Here is a 15,051-nt window from a genome sequence, read left to right on the forward strand (position 1 = left end):
AGGCTTATAAACTTTTTGTTCTACCACCATCAACCGGAAGGTTAATTCCGTTAATGTAACTCGCCTTTTCACTAGCTAAAAAGGTGATTGCAGCAGCTAATTCTTCTGGTTTTGCAAAACGTTTTGCTGGTACAGCGCTTTTCATAGCGTTAGCAGATTCTTCTTCTGTTTTACCAGTTTTAGCACTTTTGTTTTTAATAATTTCGGTTAAACGTTCTGTTCCTGTTGCGCCAGGTAACACATTGTTTACGGTAACACCAAATTGTCCAAGCTCGTTAGCCAAGGTTTTACTCCAATTGGCTACTGCACCACGAATGGTATTACTTACACCAAGTCCATCTAATGGCTGTTTTACAGAAGTCGAAATCACATTAATAATACGTCCATATTCTTCATCTTTCATAAACGGAACAACAGCTTGTACTAATACATGATTGCATTTTAAATGCTGTGTAAAAGCGCTTTCAAATTCTTCAATTTTCGCATCAAAAACTGGTCCGCCAGCAGGTCCGCCAGTGTTGTTTACCAAGACATGAAATCCGTGATTGTTTTTGATGTAGCTTTCTACTTTCTCTTTTAATTCCATTGGATTAGAAAAATCAGCTACGATATAATCGTGATTTCTGTGTTTTGGTAATTCTGCTAAAACCGCTTTTAGCTTGTCTTCGTTTCTTGCTACTAGTGTGATATTTGCACCTTCTTCAGCTAAAGCTAAAGCAGTTGCTTTACCAATTCCTGCTGTGCTACCACAAACTAGTGCGTATTTGTTGTTTAAGTTTAGATTCATAATAACTTTCTGCGTAGGCAGGAATCTTTTTTAATGTTAACTGGAAGTTATATTTAATTGACTTCCAACTGTAATAATAAATACTTTTTATATCCAAAGGTTGTCCTATATAGAGCAGAACCTTTACCTTTCATTAACTTTATGTCTTTATCTTCTACAAGTTCTACTTCTAAGATATTTGAAGTACACCAATCAATTTTTGCTTGAAAATAATGTTTACCATAAGGTAACTCTAGTTTTTTTATTTCGCCATTATTTATTTTTGTGAATAATTTACCATTCACTTCTAACCGAATTTTCCTAAATCTATTTTCGTATTCACTTATTCTATTAAACGTAACAGTAGGCATTAAAATAGAGTTTCAAGTTGAAATTTAGTTAAACAATTTTTAATAATTAAAAACTTAGATTCCTGCTTTCGCAGGAATGACATTAATACTTTATACATACATTCTTAGCCTCAGTAAAAAAGCGTAAAGCTTCAAATCCACCTTCGCGACCAACTCCGCTTGCTTTAACGCCACCAAAAGGTGTACGTAAATCGCGCATCATCCACGTGTTTACCCAAACAATACCTGCTTGTAGTTGGTTGCTCATTCGCATCGTGCGTTTTAGATTATTCGTCCAAAGTGTTGCAGATAATCCGTATTTTACTTTGTTAGCCATTTCTAACACGTCGTCTTCAGTTTTAAATGGCATAATGGTAACTACTGGGCCAAAGATTTCTTCTTGATTCACACGACAATCGTCTGTTTTAACTTCAATAATTGTTGGTTGTAAATAGTAGCCGTTTTCATAACCTTTAACAGTAACTTCGTTTCCGCCACATAAAATAGTTGCACCTTCTTCTTTAGCAATTTCGATGTAGCTTTTCACTTTTTCAAGATGCGGTTTTGAAACTAAAGCACCAATATTAGTTTCTATTTTAGAAGGATGACCAACTTTCAAGCTTTTAACTTTTTCGACAAAATCAGTTTTGAATTTGTCATAGATAGTTTCTTCTACAAAAATTCGGCTTCCGCAAAGACAAATCTGACCTTGATTAGCAAACGATGAACGTACCGTTGTGTTCAGCATATCATCATAATCGCAATCGGCAAAGATGATATTTGGGTTTTTACCTCCTAATTCTAAAGATAGTTTTTTAAACATTGGCGCAGCAACTTTGGCAATATGTGCACCAGTTGCAGTTCCACCAGTAAAGCTAATGGCTTTGATATTTGGATGTTCTATAATAGCTTGACCAGTCGTAGTACCTAAACCATGAACAATATTTAAAACGCCTTTCGGGAGGCCAGCCTCATTTAGTATTTCTCCCAGTAAGTATGCAGTATAAGGAGTTACTTCGCTTGGTTTGGCTACGACGCAATTACCTGCGGCTATTGCTGGTGCGATTTTCCAAGTAAAGAGATATAAAGGTAAATTCCAAGGACTAATACATCCAACAACACCAATAGGTTGGCGTAGTGTATAATTCACCGCGTTTTGACCAACGCTTTCATGGCTTTCGCTTGCAAATTGGGTTATGGCGTTACCAAAAAACCTGAAATTACTTGCTGCTCTTGGTATATCGACCATTTTGGCAAGACTTATGGGTTTTCCGTTGTCCTTGCTTTCGGCTTCTGCAAAACGGTCTAAATTGGCTTCTAATAATTCTGAAATTTTAATTAGAATTCTGCTACGTTCTTCTAAAGTAGTTTGACTCCAGCTAGGAAAAGCAGATTTTGCAGCTTTATAGGCTTGTTCTATATCTTCTTTCGATGAGTTTGGGATTTGTCCATAGACTTCACCGTTTGAAGGGTTGTAGTTGTCAATCCACTGATTGCTTTTTGGATTGATAAATTCGCCGTTTATGTAGTTTTTTATTCCTGCGTAGGCAGGAATCTCATTATTTTTCATGCCTAAATTTATTCATGTTAAAATTCCAATTTAGACTTAAATCCATCCAACTTGGGTTCATGTTTTCTATTAATTTTATTTTCCAATCTCTTCTCCATTTTTTCATTCTCTTTTCTCTATTGTAGGCATTTTCAGCGTCCGTAATTTCTTCAAAATAGATTAATTTATTGCAATTATATTTCGCTGTAAATGAATTTGGATATAATTTAAGTTTGTGCTCTTTTACTCTTTCTTCTATATTATCAGTAACTCCAATATAAATAACTCCATTAGGTTTGTTTGCCATTATGTAGACATACCAAATGTTCATTATTATTTACTTTGAGATTCCTGCCTTCGCAGGAATGCAGTCACCTTAATCTCAACCAACAAATCAGGATGAGGTAATTGATGTACAGCAACAGTTGTTCTTGTTGGTCCTGTTTCTTTTTCAAAAAACTCGGCGTAGGCTTTGTTGTAACCTGCAAAATCGTTCATGTTTACTAAAAATGTGGTTACATCAACTACATCTTTAAGGCTGGCACCAACGGTTTGTAAATTTTTATCGATGTTTTTTAAAACTTCTCTAGTTTGAACTTCGATATCTAATTTTTTGGTGTTCATTTCGTCAATAAGTTCTACACCAGCAATTGTATTGTCTGCGCGTCTTGAACTGGTTCCTGATACGAAAATGAAATCGCCTACCACTTTCACGTGTGGATATGCGCCTCTTGGTGTTACTTTAGTTCCTGCGGAAGCAGGAACCTCATTTTTATTTTCACTCATGTTTTTTCATTTTTTATTTATGTTCATTTTGCCTTGATGCAAAACGAACCAAAAAATCATATCAAAATTAGGAAATTGCTAAAGCATCATTCGCTATCGGAATTTCGTGCTTAAAGCTACGCTTTGCATCTTCATTCCTTCGCTCATTATTTCTGAATTTTGACTTTCAATTCTGCGAATTGATTTTAAGGACTTTACTTTCCTAATGTTTTTTTCTCTGAATTGTCACACTGAGCTTATCGAAGTGTTGATTCAGAATCTATTTTTTGATTATTGTATCTTCCTGAGACTTCTCGACTGCGCTCGAAGTGACAGTTTATTTTTTTTATGAGATTCCTGCTTTCGCAGGAATTTAGTGATGCATCGTTTTTGCAACGTTATCATCGTCTATAATATCGTTAGTTTTTTCTTGTACTTTTTGTAAAGCCTTTTCTAATTGCTCATAAGTCATATCTGTTGTTATCGATATCTCGTTATCTGCAATCATATTTAAAATGGCTTTGTCTTGCGCACGACCTTTAGTCATAGCTTCATGATAGCCAATATTTTCATTGAATGTGACCATAGAATATTTTGAAAAATAGTGCTCTGGGAAATGCTTTTCTAATTGCATTTCTAATTGGCGCTTTGTTTTGAACATTGGATTAGCAACATGATCACGCATTTCGTAATAGTTCTCTTCGGCTAATTCGCCAATAGCGTCTGCATCTGCTTTTCTAACCGACTGATAGGTTTTAAAAATGGTTTCCCAATTGCCTTCATGTTTATCGATAATGCTATCTAATACCGCTCCATCTTCAAAAGAAGCATTCATTCCTTGACCGTAAAACGGAACAACAGCATGCGCGGCATCACCTAAAATTAAAGTATTGCCTTTATAATGCCAAGGTGAACATTTTATAGTGCCTAAAGCGCCTGTTGGATTGTTTGCAAATTCTTCAGAAATGTTCGGAATTAGCGCCAATGCATCAGGAAATTGGGCTTGGAAAAAGGCTTTTATGTTCTCTTCTGTATCTAAATCTTTAAAATTATACTCGCCTTCTTCATGACTTAAAAACAGAGTTACCGTAAAACTTCCATCTAAATTTGGCAAAGCGATAAGCATATATTCGCCTCTTGGCCAAATGTGTAAATAGTCTTTACTGATCTGATGACTTCCGTCTTTGGCTGCAGGGATTTCTAATTCTTTATAACCGTGCGTTAAGAAATTTTGAGAAAAACTAAACAAGAATTTACGCTGTAAAAAGTAGCTTTTTCTTAACTCTGAACCTGCGCCATCTGTACCAAAAATAACGTCTGCAGTGACGTTAAACGCTTCATTTGTATTACGATTTTTAAATTGAACGGTATTGGTATCTAAATCTACTGTTTCACATTCAGTATTAAAATGAATGGTTAGATTGTCGTATGTATCGGCTTCTGTTAATAACATGCCATTTAAATCACCTCTTGAAATTGAGTTGATGTATTCGTTATCACGACCAGAATAGTTGGATGCAAAGGTATTTCCTTTGGTATCGTGCATTAATCTACCTTTCATTGGGATACAAATCTCACGTGCTTTATCTTCAACATTAGCTAAACGTAAGGCTTTAAAACCGCGATCTGATAAGGCAAGGTTGATAGAACGTCCTGCAGAAATATCTGTAACTCGAAGATCTGGTCTGCTTTCGTAAACATTAACGTTATAGCCACGTTGTGCTAAACGAAGTGCTAAAAGTGAGCCGCATAAACCTGCGCCAATGATTAATATGTTTTCTTTTTGTTTCATTATGTTAGTTGTCTGGTCGAGCGCAGTCGAGACCTTTTTTTGACCTCTCGACTGCGCTCGAGGTGACTGTTTAATTTAAAATTTCTTTCAACTTTTCAACCATTCTAAATACATCTTCAAAACTGTTGTAAAGCGGTACTGGTGCGCAACGTATTACGTCAGGTTCGCGCCAATCTGTAATTATGTTGGCTTTGGTTAATTTGTGATGTAAACTTTTATCGGCATCTTTAACTTGAATCGATAATTGACAACCACGTTGTTTTGGATCTGTTGGTGTGATTATTTTTATTTTATCGTTGTTTAATTCATTAATTAAAAATTCAAAATAACCGGTTAGTTGTTCAGACTTTTTGCGTAACGCTTCCATTCCAACCTCGTTAAACATATCTAAAGATGCTTTTATGGCAGCCATAGATAAAATTGGTGGATTACTAAGCTGCCAACCTTCGGCGCCAGGTGTAACGTCTAATGGTTGACGCATGTTAAAACGTGTGTCTTTATTATGACTCCACCAACCTGCAAAACGTTTTAAATCTTTATTGTGCGCGTGTTTTTCGTGTACGAAAAGTCCGCCTAAACTTCCTGGTCCAGAATTTAAATATTTGTAAGTACACCAAGCTGCAAAATCTACGCCTGAGTTATGTAATTCTGGTTGAATGTTTCCTGCGCCATGCGCTAAATCGATACCAACCATACAGTTTTTGGCGTGACCTAATTTGGCAATACGCTTTATATCTAAGTATTGACCTGTGTAATAATTAACGCCGCCAATTAGAAGTAAAGCAATCTCGTCACCTTGTTGGTCTAGGATTGTTTCTAAATCTTCAATGTTTAGTAATTCTTCGCCTTCGCGAGGTTTCCATTCAATTAAACCTTCATTAGCATCAAAACCATGAAAGTCTAGTTGTGTTTGCACAGCATATCGATCTGATGGAAAGGCATCACTTTCAATTACAATTTTGTATTTGGTTTTTGTTGGTTGATAAAAACTAACCATTAGCAAGTGTAGGTTTGTGGTTAGCGTGTTCATCACTACAACTTCAATAGGTTTTGCGCCTACGATTTTTGCCATACTTTCGGTTAAGAATTCGTGATATGGCATCCATGGGTTTTTGGCTTCAAAATGACCTTCTACACCAAGATTTGCCCAATCGTTTAACTCTTGTTGAATGTACTTTTCCGTACTTTTTGGTTGTAATCCTAGCGAGTTTCCTGTAAAGTATAACCAGTCGTTTCCTTCTTTGTCTTTTGGAATATGAAATTGGCTTCGGTAATGCGCTAATGTGTCGTTTTGGTCTTGTGTTTTTGCGTAATCAAGACCGGTTTTATAGTTAGACAATGTGTTTGGTTTTAGTTGATTTTTGTAATCTGAGTATAAAAATAAGGATAATAAATCAAAAAAAGAGCGCTTCATTTTTTAAATGAAGCGCTTTGAATATATAGAGACGCATAACGCGGAATTTTAACTTGGTTATGCTTTATATACGTATTGTTTTTTTGTGTTGGATGTTAAGTGTTTTGGGTTTAATATTTATTTAACAACCTTAATATTTGTAAAGTAAAGTTTAAAATTACCTTCTTTGTTTTTATGTGTTAAACTAAGGTTTAATCCATTAAAAGTTTGATAATCTTCCCAAGTATTAATCATAGAAGGTTCTTTACTGTTACCTTGTCTAAAAACCCATTCTGTGATTTGATAATTATCGTCAAAATAAAAATCGTAAGCATCGCCTGGTGTGTAACCGCCTTTATCTGGATAGGTTAATGTTATTTTGTTGGATTCAACATTGCTAATTGGTGTATTTTCTTTTGAAACTTCACTTATTGTAGTGCTTTTATCCCATATTAACTGAAAAGGTGCCAGCAGCCAAAATTTATCATTTATAAATGCTTGGTCGGCTTTTATGTTTGTGCTGTCAACAGATTTACGATTATAAGTAATCGTATCTTTTGTGGTAATTAAGGTGACTTCGTTAGATTTTGGTTTCCAAATCCAAGAACGTTCAAAATGCGAGCTATCTCTATCTACATTAAAGGTAAAATCAATTTCGGTAATGTCTTTAAAGTGTTTAAAACCGTAACTATTTGCAATTTTTTCAGCAGTTGTAAGTGATTTTGATTCTTCTTTTTGGGTTGGTTTAGTTTCATTTTTACAACTAAAAAGTAAAATTGAAAGGATAAAAATCGTGTAAAATAATCTCATAGTTTTTTGTGTAAAGTTACGTAATTGAAATTTTGAATCAATTTTTTTAGTTTAATTTTAGATGAAATTTAGCATCAATAATTCACAAAAATGAAAGACCTTAACGACGCCTTTAATTCAAACAAAGCCACTTGGAACAAAAAGGTAAAAGCGCATGCTAATAGTGACTTTTATAACTTAGACGCATTTATAAATGGTGAAAACTCGCTTAATACATACGAGTTAAACGCTTTGAAGGACGTAAAAGATAAATCATTACTGCATTTGCAATGTCATTTTGGTCAAGATACTTTAAGTTGGAGTAGGTTAGGCGCAAAGTGTACAGGAGTAGATTTAAGTGATGAAGGTGTAAAACTTGCGCAACAATTAAACAATCAATTAAAATTAGATGCCAATTTTGTGTGTTGTAATGTTTTGGATACATCACAACATGTAAAAGAGCAGTTTGATATTGTTTTTACTAGTTATGGTGTAATAGGTTGGTTGCCCAATCTAAAACCTTGGGGAAAAATGATTGCAGAGCGTTTAAAAGAAGGAGGTACATTTTATATGGTTGAGTTCACCCAATAGTTTGGATGTTTGATTATTTAGACGGACAACCAAAAATGAAATATGGTTACATGCAAGATGAAGCTATTTATGAAGAATACGAAGGGACTTACGCAGATACTGATTCTAAAATGATAAGTAAAGAATACGGTTGGAATCATGGTTTAAGCGAAGTCATAAATGCATTAACCGAAGCTGGGTTACGTTTTGATTATTTAAACGAGTATGATGAAAGTCCTTATAACGTACTTCCAAATTTAGAACAAACTAAATCCGGAACATACGTTACTAAAGATAAATTGTATCCTTTAATTTTTGAGATAAAGGCTAGGAAGGTTTAATTTTTTTTATGGTTAATTAACAATTGCTTTTGATCCATTTGTTAAACTCAGAATTAGTTTTTCCCATTGTTTTCAAACAAGTGCTTATATGAAACCTAGGAACATCTTTTTTGTGTCCCCAAAAGGTTACAGTTCTAAAACAATTTGGGCATTTCCAGTGATGATGAGTTCCTTGCTGACGATCAAATTTACAACCACAAAAAGTAAGATAAGATTTCCAACATTTAGTTGGAACAGGTTTGTTGTATTCACCCATTTTAGACAGCTATTGGGATTTTTTCAACTTGAGTATCTTCAGGAAGGTTAAATTCTTTTTTTATATCATCAAATGTTGTTTCACTTAAATGTACAAGCCTTTTGTTGAAAAATTTAGCTTTACTCCAACCTAAATCCTTTAAAATCAAATTTATTTGATTTTCATTTAATTTTAAAAGATTTTCAGAAAATTCATTAAGAGAAATTTTCATCATATCATTAGCTTCTCTAATAGAATCACCATAAGCTGATATTTGTAAGCTTGGTAAATAAATAATATGATAATCACCTTCCTTAAACCCAATTCCATTTAATTGTGCTTTGAAGACTTTCTTTCTATGATCTATGTTAATAGTTTCTTTTTTCATAAAGATATTTCAAATATAATAATTAAATGTAAATACTCAATATCAATCAATTAAAAAATAAACTAACTAATATTTAATGCTTTTCCTTTAAAACTTCAGGCATTTTAGCTTGAAACTTTTTTAAACGAGGTATAGAAACGTTTTGTATATATGGGTTTTCAGGATGTAGCTTCTCATAGTTTTGGTGATAGTCTTCTGCTTTCCAAAATTTTTGGAATGGATAGACTTCTGCAGCAATTGTTGCATTTAATTGTTTAGCTAAAGCAGCTTTTTTCTCTTCTATAATTTTCTTTTGTGCATCATTTTGATAAAAAATAATAGAACGGTATTGAGATCCACGATCTGGTCCTTGTCCATTAACTTGTGTTGGGTTTTGTGATGCAAAATATACATCTACTAAGGTTGAAAAACTAACAACTTTAGGGTCGTAAATTACCTCTACAGCTTCGGCATGACCTGTTAATCCAGTGTTGCTTTTCTCGTAAGTTGGGTTTTGTGTATATCCGCCAGAATAACCACTAATAGCTTCATCTACACCTTTAACACTTTCGTAAACAGCTTCTACACACCAAAAACAGCCACTAGCAAAATATGCTTTAGCTAATCCATTTTTTAAAGGCACTTCAATAGGCTTAGCATTTTTTACTGCTTCTTGTTTTGGATTTGTTTGAGCTTGATTATTACAGCTAAAAAGTAGCGTAAGTAATAGGATAGGTAGTAATCGTTTCATAATAAATTTCTTTTTCGTCTTTAGACGTAAAAGTAACTAAAGCCTTAATTTGTTTTTTATAAAATTGTCTTAAAAAAAAAGAGCCTTCAATTTATTGAAGACTCTGATAAAATATTTGTTTTGTTATATAGCTTAAGATGATAACTTAGCAAATAACTTGTTCATTTTTTCTTGCTCTTCGTCTGCTAAAGCTGAATCTACTAAGATACGTCCACTGTGCTCGTCTGTAATAATTTTTTTACGTGATGCAATTTCCATTTGTACTTGTGGCGGAATTGTAAAGTAAGATCCTCCAGATGCACCTCTTTCGATTGGTACAACAGCTAATCCGTTTTTTACATTTGCTCTTATTCTCTCGTAGGCTTTTACTAAACGATCTTCTATTTTATTTTTAGACTCTTCAGACTTTTCAATTAAAGCTTTTTCTTCTTTTTCAGTTTCTTTTAAAATAGCGTCTAATTCACCTTTTTTGTGTTTAAGGTGTGTTTCACGATCTTTAGTATGCTCTTTAGTTTTAGCAATTACTTCTTTCTTTTGCTCGATTTGAGCTTTAAATTCTCTAATGTGCTTTTCAGCTAATTGAATTTCTAATTCTTGATATTCAATTTCTTTACTTAAAGAGTTAAATTCTCTGTTATTTCTAACATTTTTTTGTTGTTCTGTGTACTTTTTAATTAAAGCTTTAGATTCTTCAATTAAATTTTTTCTATCAGAAATTTCAGTATCAATATTATTAAGACTTTCTTCTAATTTTTCTAGTCTTGTTTTTAATCCCGCAACTTCATCTTCTAAATCGCTAACCTCTAAAGGTAGTTCTCCACGAACGTTTCTTATCTCGTCTATTCTAGAGTCGATTAATTGTAGATCGTATAATGCTCTTAAACGTTCTTCTACTGTTGCTTCTTTCTTCTTTGCCATATTTTAAAAATACTTAACAGGATTGGTATTTGTGTTTGATAAAACGAATGCAAAATTAGGAATTTTTTTTGTAAGTATTGCTACTAAACCGTTTTTTGTGTATTGTTCGCTCTCGTAATGTCCAATATCTGCTAAAAGGATGTTGTTTTCTGCTTGAAAAAAGTCGTGATATTTAAGGTCTGCAGTGACATAAGCGTCTGCGCCTGATGCTTTTGCAGCACCAATAGCAAAGCTACCAGAACCACCTAAAACCGCTACTTTTTTGATTGGTTTTTCTAAAAATTGAGTGTGTCTAATGTTTGAAACCTTCATTTTTTGCTTAAGATGATTTAAAAAATCAACTTCTGTCATAGCGGTTTCAAATTCAGCAATCATTCCCATTCCTATATTTTGATTTGTGTTTTCTAAAGTAGTTACCTCGTAAGCAACTTCTTCATAAGAATGTGATTTAAATAATGTTTCTAAAACTTTGTTTTCTAAGTGTTTAGGAAATGTAATGCCAATTTTTGTTTCGTTTTCGTAATGTGTTTCACCTTTAATACCAATAGTAGGATTTGCGTCTTCGTTAGGATTGAATGTGCCAATACCGTCTACGTTAAAACTACAATGATTATAATTACCGATGCTTCCTGCTCCTGCGCTAAATAGTGCATTACGAAGTTGTTCTGCTTCTGCTTTAGGAACAAATGTTGTTAGTTTTTTTATAGTTTGTTTTTGCGGAATTAAAATACGTTGATTAACAAGTCCTAATTGATTACAAAGCATAGCGTTTACACCTTTTTTGTAATTGTCTAAAGCGGTGTGTATGGCATAAATAGCAATATCGTTTTTTATAGCTTTTAACACAGTGCGCTCTACATAATTTTTGCCTGTTAAGCTTTTTAAACCTTTAAAAATGATAGGATGAAAACTGATAATTAAGTTGCAATTTTTTGCAATAGCTTCTTCTACAACATTTTCAGTTGTGTCTAATGTGATTAAAGCCGAAGTTACTTCGGTATTTTTATTGCCAACCAAAAGACCAACATTGTCAAAATCTTCTGCATAGTGTAATGGTGCATCTTCTTCTAAAGCGTTAATAATGTCTTTTATTAGCATACTTTTTTAGGTTTAATAATTTAAAACAAATATAAAATATTTACTTTCGTTACTGTAATCTGTTAAAACAAAACAGAAATTTTATCTTAAAATGAAGTTTATAAGAATCATACTTTTTCCTTTTGTGCCAATTTATTTTTTAGTGACTTGGTATAGAAATTTAGCCTACGATAAAGGTTGGTTTAAGTCCATGAGCTATGATTTTCCTATAATCTGTGTTGGTAATTTAAGTGCTGGCGGTACAGGAAAAACACCAATGGTTGAGTATTTGATTAGATTGTTAAAAGATGAAACCAATTTAGCTACTTTAAGTAGAGGTTACGGAAGAAAAACAAAAGGCTTTTTATTAGCAGAAGAAAATATTACAGCTGCAGAATTAGGTGATGAGCCATTTCAATTTTATCATAAATTTAAAGATGAAATTACAGTTGCAGTTGATGAAGACAGGCAACATGGCATATCAACATTAAGAGCATTAAAACCCAAACCAGATGTTGTTATTTTGGATGATGCGTTTCAGCATAGAAAAGTAAAAGCAGGTTATAATATTTTACTAACAACGTATAATAATCTTTATGTAGATGACTTTGTTTTACCAACAGGAAATCTACGAGAACCAAAAAAAGGAGCAAAAAGAGCTAACATAATTGTGGTGACTAAATGTCCTGAATTTTTGAGTCAAAATGATAAAGAAGCTATTGTTTTAAAATTGAAACCAAAGGTATATCAACATGTGTTTTTTAGTCATATTGGTTATGGTAATTCTGTTTTAAATGAAACACAAAAGGTTAGTGTAAACAAACTTGAATCTTTTACTTTAGTAACAGGTATTGCAAATGCAAAACCTTTAGTAAATTATCTAAAATCCCTGCGGTTAGATTTTAATCATATCGAGTTTAAAGATCATCATAATTTTACTGAAAACGATATAAAAAAGCTTTCAGAATTAGATAAGATTGTGACTACAGAAAAAGATTATATGCGTCTTAAAAATGAAGCTGTTTTAAAAAGTAAATTATACTTTTTACCAATTAAAACGGTTATTGATAATTCAGAACAATTTGATGCTTTAGTTAAAGCGTTTACTCTTGGCTAATTTGAGAACCATCAGACATTAAAGCATTGTAAAGTTTACGCTCAAAATCTTCTTGTTTAAAAGGTTTAGGGATGATGTCTGTAAAACCAGCTTCGTCAAATTCTTGCATTTTATCTTCAATAGTAACTGCTGTTAATGCAAAAATGGTTAATTCTCTATCAAATGCTCTAATCATTCTTGTGGCTTCAATACCGCTTATTCCAGGCATGTGTATATCCATTAAAACAACATCGTAATTTCCTGTTTTAACTTTATCTACAGCTTCTTCACCATTGTCTACAACATCACAATGTAAATTCATTTTGTTTAGAATTTTTCTTGTAATCATCTGGTTAATTTTGTTGTCTTCTACAACTAAAATTTTGATGTTACTTAATTCTATTTCGTCTACATCTTTAAAGTAAGCAGTTTTTTCTACTTTAACTTCTTCATGACTTCTTTTTAGAGGTAATTCAAAGTAAAAAGTGGTTCCTTTTCCAAGTTCGCTTTTTAAATAAATCTTTCCTTTTAAAATGTCTATCAATCCTTTTACTATAGAAAGTCCTAGACCAGTACCGCCATATTTACGGTTTATTTGAATAGAGCCTTGAGAGAAACTTTCAAATAAATTTTGTTGCTTCTCTTCACTTATACCAATACCATTATCTTCAATTTCAAATCTAACTTCAAGATTATCTCCAGATACTTTTTGTTGAATAATTCTAATCCAAATATCGCCATCTTTGGTAAATTTTATAGAGTTACCAATAAGATTAATTAAAATTTGAGATATTTTTAATTGATCGGCGTTAAAGTTTTCTGGTAGATTACGGTCGTATTCAAAATGAATGTTGATGTTGTTGTCTAATGCAGAATTGTTTAATGCAGAAATAACGTTCTCTACTTTCTTTTTTAGGTTGAAAACTTCTGGTTCTACATCTACTTTATTAGCTTCAATTTTATTAATTTGAAGGATGTCATTAATAAAAGTTAGTAGATAATCTCCTGAAAATTTTAAAGACTTTAAATGCTGTATTTGTTCAGGTTTTGGGTCTTCTTCTAATAGCATATTTGTAAGTCCTGTAACGGCATACAAAGGTGTTCTTAACTCATGCGTTACTGTAGATAAGAAGTTTGCTTTAGTTTTTGTAGCAAGCTCTGCTTTTTCCATTGCAACGGTAAGCTCTGCATTTTTTTTATGTAAAATGTTGTTAGATTTTAATCTAATATTATTGTTTTTGTAAAGCGATAATGTTAATAAAGAAAGAATAGTAATTAAAGCAATACTTAATATGGTAGTTAATTTTTCTAACCATGAAGAGTTTGCTTCTTTTTGTAAATCTGCTTCTCTTTCTTTTTGATACTCTATTGGGTTTTCATATAAAAAATCTAGTTTTTTATCTTCTGCTAAATAAGAGCGTTTTACTTGAAGTAAAGAGTCATTTAACTTAAGGTGTTTTTTTAGTAAAGAATTAGACGTTTTATAATCGCCAGCAGCTTCTTTAATGTCGCTTTTTATTTTATAACCAGTGCTTATAATATCTATAAACCCATTTTTTTCTGCAATTTGAAATCCTAACTCAGCTAGTTCTTCTGCCTCTTCAATGTTGTTTAAAGCAGCTTTTGTTAGTCCAGATTTTAAGTAGTTTATACTTAATAATTGATTGTGTTGATATCTTTTTGAAAGGCTAATAGCATCTTCATATAACTCATCTGCCATTTCATAGTTTTTTAAAATGTAGTAAGCGTCTGCTTTATACATTTTAGTTTCTGCTTCAAAGGAGTGTAAATCTTCGTTTTCAAAAATCACTTCTGCAGAATTAAAGTAATCTATAGCGTTATTGTATTCCTTTTTTTGATTAAGATATACTAATCCTAGGGTTTTATAGGTTTCTGCAATATTTATATTGTCTTTGGCAAAGCGTTGTTTTTCTATAGCTTTTACAAGAATTTTGGTGGCTTCTTCTGGGTTTTCTTGTATGTAATACAATTTACCCATTTTTGAGTAGATTAAGCCAATACTTTTATTGTCATTAATTTGTTGTGCTAATTCTAGTGCTTGTTCTAAGTCGTCTTGAGCTTTGTAATACTCGTTGTTGTCTATGTTTTTTTGAGCAAAATTAATGTCAAAATCTATGCTTTCTTGAATTGACTCTATTTCAGTTTGAGTTAATTCTTCTTGAGCAAATAGATTAAGACCAAATAGGCCTATAAATAAGTATAGTAGGTATGTTTTGGTTAGGGTACTCATAGCATTACACATAAACAAATATAAATATTTATCAGATAAAA

At 32.5% G+C, this 15,051-nt stretch carries 15 protein-coding genes and 1 pseudogene; 2 read left to right on the forward strand and 14 right to left on the reverse strand.

Features of this window, described 5'->3' with window-relative positions:
* Window positions 1–4: 4 nt before the first annotated feature.
* The 8 genes from WA340_RS00855 to WA340_RS00890 form a co-directional block, all read right to left on the reverse strand.
* Window positions 5–787, reverse strand: a complete 783-nt coding sequence (locus WA340_RS00855) for an SDR family oxidoreductase (protein ID WP_336126902.1) — start codon at window positions 785–787, stop codon at window positions 5–7.
* A 53-nt stretch (window positions 788–840) separates the two neighbouring features.
* The gene (locus WA340_RS00860; RefSeq protein ID WP_336126903.1) at window positions 841–1,137 is read right to left on the reverse strand and encodes a hypothetical protein; all 297 of its coding nucleotides are present in this window, start codon (window positions 1,135–1,137) and stop codon (window positions 841–843) included.
* A gap of 82 nt (window positions 1,138–1,219) precedes the next feature.
* Complete coding sequence (locus WA340_RS00865; RefSeq protein ID WP_336126904.1) at window positions 1,220–2,686, reverse strand: aldehyde dehydrogenase; 1,467 nt, start codon at window positions 2,684–2,686, stop codon at window positions 1,220–1,222.
* Entirely contained in the window at window positions 2,676–2,996 is a 321-nt protein-coding gene (locus WA340_RS00870) for a GIY-YIG nuclease family protein (protein WP_336126905.1), read from the reverse strand. Before WA340_RS00870 ends, WA340_RS00865 begins: the two co-directional genes overlap by 11 nt.
* A 2-nt stretch (window positions 2,997–2,998) precedes the next feature.
* On the reverse strand, window positions 2,999–3,451 hold the full coding sequence (locus tag WA340_RS00875) for a RidA family protein (RefSeq protein WP_336126906.1): 453 nt from the start codon (window positions 3,449–3,451) through the stop codon (window positions 2,999–3,001).
* Between the two features lie 352 nt (window positions 3,452–3,803).
* A complete protein-coding gene (locus WA340_RS00880) occupies window positions 3,804–5,222 on the reverse strand; it encodes an FAD-dependent oxidoreductase (protein ID WP_336126907.1) in 1,419 nt (472 codons plus the stop codon).
* 70 nt (window positions 5,223–5,292) lie between these two features.
* A complete protein-coding gene (kynU, locus tag WA340_RS00885) occupies window positions 5,293–6,561 on the reverse strand; it encodes a kynureninase (protein ID WP_336126952.1) in 1,269 nt (422 codons plus the stop codon).
* A 192-nt stretch (window positions 6,562–6,753) separates the two neighbouring features.
* On the reverse strand, window positions 6,754–7,425 hold the full coding sequence (locus tag WA340_RS00890) for a hypothetical protein (protein ID WP_336126908.1): 672 nt from the start codon (window positions 7,423–7,425) through the stop codon (window positions 6,754–6,756).
* 90 nt (window positions 7,426–7,515) lie between these two features.
* On the opposite strand from WA340_RS00890, the pseudogene WA340_RS00895 reads away from it, so the two are divergent.
* A pseudogene (locus WA340_RS00895) lies at window positions 7,516–8,315 on the forward strand (class I SAM-dependent methyltransferase).
* Between the two features lie 16 nt (window positions 8,316–8,331).
* On the opposite strand, the gene WA340_RS15255 reads toward WA340_RS00895, so the two are convergent.
* The 5 genes from WA340_RS15255 to WA340_RS00915 form a co-directional block, all read right to left on the reverse strand.
* Window positions 8,332–8,571: a type II toxin-antitoxin system HicA family toxin gene (locus WA340_RS15255; protein WP_442920763.1), complete on the reverse strand. Its 240-nt coding sequence runs from the start codon at window positions 8,569–8,571 to the stop codon at window positions 8,332–8,334.
* Window position 8,572: 1 nt separating this feature from the next.
* Entirely contained in the window at window positions 8,573–8,938 is a 366-nt protein-coding gene (locus tag WA340_RS00900) for a hypothetical protein (protein WP_336126909.1), read from the reverse strand.
* Window positions 8,939–9,011: 73 nt separating this feature from the next.
* Complete coding sequence (msrA, locus tag WA340_RS00905; RefSeq protein WP_336126910.1) at window positions 9,012–9,668, reverse strand: peptide-methionine (S)-S-oxide reductase MsrA; 657 nt, start codon at window positions 9,666–9,668, stop codon at window positions 9,012–9,014.
* A gap of 132 nt (window positions 9,669–9,800) precedes the next feature.
* Window positions 9,801–10,586, reverse strand: a complete 786-nt coding sequence (locus tag WA340_RS00910) for a zinc ribbon domain-containing protein (protein WP_027880267.1) — start codon at window positions 10,584–10,586, stop codon at window positions 9,801–9,803.
* 3 nt (window positions 10,587–10,589) lie between these two features.
* On the reverse strand, window positions 10,590–11,684 hold the full coding sequence (locus tag WA340_RS00915) for a Nif3-like dinuclear metal center hexameric protein (RefSeq protein ID WP_336126911.1): 1,095 nt from the start codon (window positions 11,682–11,684) through the stop codon (window positions 10,590–10,592).
* Between the two features lie 91 nt (window positions 11,685–11,775).
* Between WA340_RS00915 and lpxK the strand changes: the two genes are divergently transcribed.
* Entirely contained in the window at window positions 11,776–12,780 is a 1,005-nt protein-coding gene (gene lpxK / locus WA340_RS00920; RefSeq protein ID WP_336126912.1) for a tetraacyldisaccharide 4'-kinase, read from the forward strand.
* On the opposite strand, the gene WA340_RS00925 is transcribed toward lpxK, so the two are convergent.
* Window positions 12,767–15,010 carry an ATP-binding protein gene (locus tag WA340_RS00925; protein WP_336126913.1) on the reverse strand — a complete coding sequence of 748 codons (2,244 nt, stop codon included), beginning with the start codon at window positions 15,008–15,010 and terminating at the stop codon, window positions 12,767–12,769. The genes lpxK and WA340_RS00925 overlap by 14 nt on opposite strands.
* Between the last annotated feature and the right edge of the window lie 41 nt (window positions 15,011–15,051).

The organism is Mesoflavibacter sp. CH_XMU1422-2 (assembly GCF_037029245.1).
Taxonomy (GTDB): domain Bacteria; phylum Bacteroidota; class Bacteroidia; order Flavobacteriales; family Flavobacteriaceae; genus Mesoflavibacter; species Mesoflavibacter zeaxanthinifaciens.

Bases quoted from the DNA above. Each gene is read 5' to 3' on its own strand.
- WA340_RS00855 (WP_336126902.1), bottom strand. From the start codon at position 787: ATGAATCTAAACTTAAACAACAAATACGCACTAGTTTGTGGTAGCACA.
- WA340_RS00860 (WP_336126903.1), bottom strand. From the start codon at position 1,137: ATGCCTACTGTTACGTTTAATAGAATAAGTGAATACGAAAATAGATTT.
- WA340_RS00865 (WP_336126904.1), bottom strand. From the start codon at position 2,686: ATGAAAAATAATGAGATTCCTGCCTACGCAGGAATAAAAAACTACATA.
- WA340_RS00870 (WP_336126905.1), bottom strand. From the start codon at position 2,996: ATGAACATTTGGTATGTCTACATAATGGCAAACAAACCTAATGGAGTT.
- WA340_RS00875 (WP_336126906.1), bottom strand. From the start codon at position 3,451: ATGAGTGAAAATAAAAATGAGGTTCCTGCTTCCGCAGGAACTAAAGTA.
- WA340_RS00880 (WP_336126907.1), bottom strand. From the start codon at position 5,222: ATGAAACAAAAAGAAAACATATTAATCATTGGCGCAGGTTTATGCGGC.
- WA340_RS00890 (WP_336126908.1), bottom strand. From the start codon at position 7,425: ATGAGATTATTTTACACGATTTTTATCCTTTCAATTTTACTTTTTAGT.
- WA340_RS15255 (WP_442920763.1), bottom strand. From the start codon at position 8,571: ATGGGTGAATACAACAAACCTGTTCCAACTAAATGTTGGAAATCTTAT.
- WA340_RS00900 (WP_336126909.1), bottom strand. From the start codon at position 8,938: ATGAAAAAAGAAACTATTAACATAGATCATAGAAAGAAAGTCTTCAAA.
- msrA (WP_336126910.1), bottom strand. From the start codon at position 9,668: ATGAAACGATTACTACCTATCCTATTACTTACGCTACTTTTTAGCTGT.
- WA340_RS00910 (WP_027880267.1), bottom strand. From the start codon at position 10,586: ATGGCAAAGAAGAAAGAAGCAACAGTAGAAGAACGTTTAAGAGCATTA.
- WA340_RS00915 (WP_336126911.1), bottom strand. From the start codon at position 11,684: ATGCTAATAAAAGACATTATTAACGCTTTAGAAGAAGATGCACCATTA.
- lpxK (WP_336126912.1), top strand. From the start codon at position 11,776: ATGAAGTTTATAAGAATCATACTTTTTCCTTTTGTGCCAATTTATTTT.
- WA340_RS00925 (WP_336126913.1), bottom strand. From the start codon at position 15,010: ATGAGTACCCTAACCAAAACATACCTACTATACTTATTTATAGGCCTA.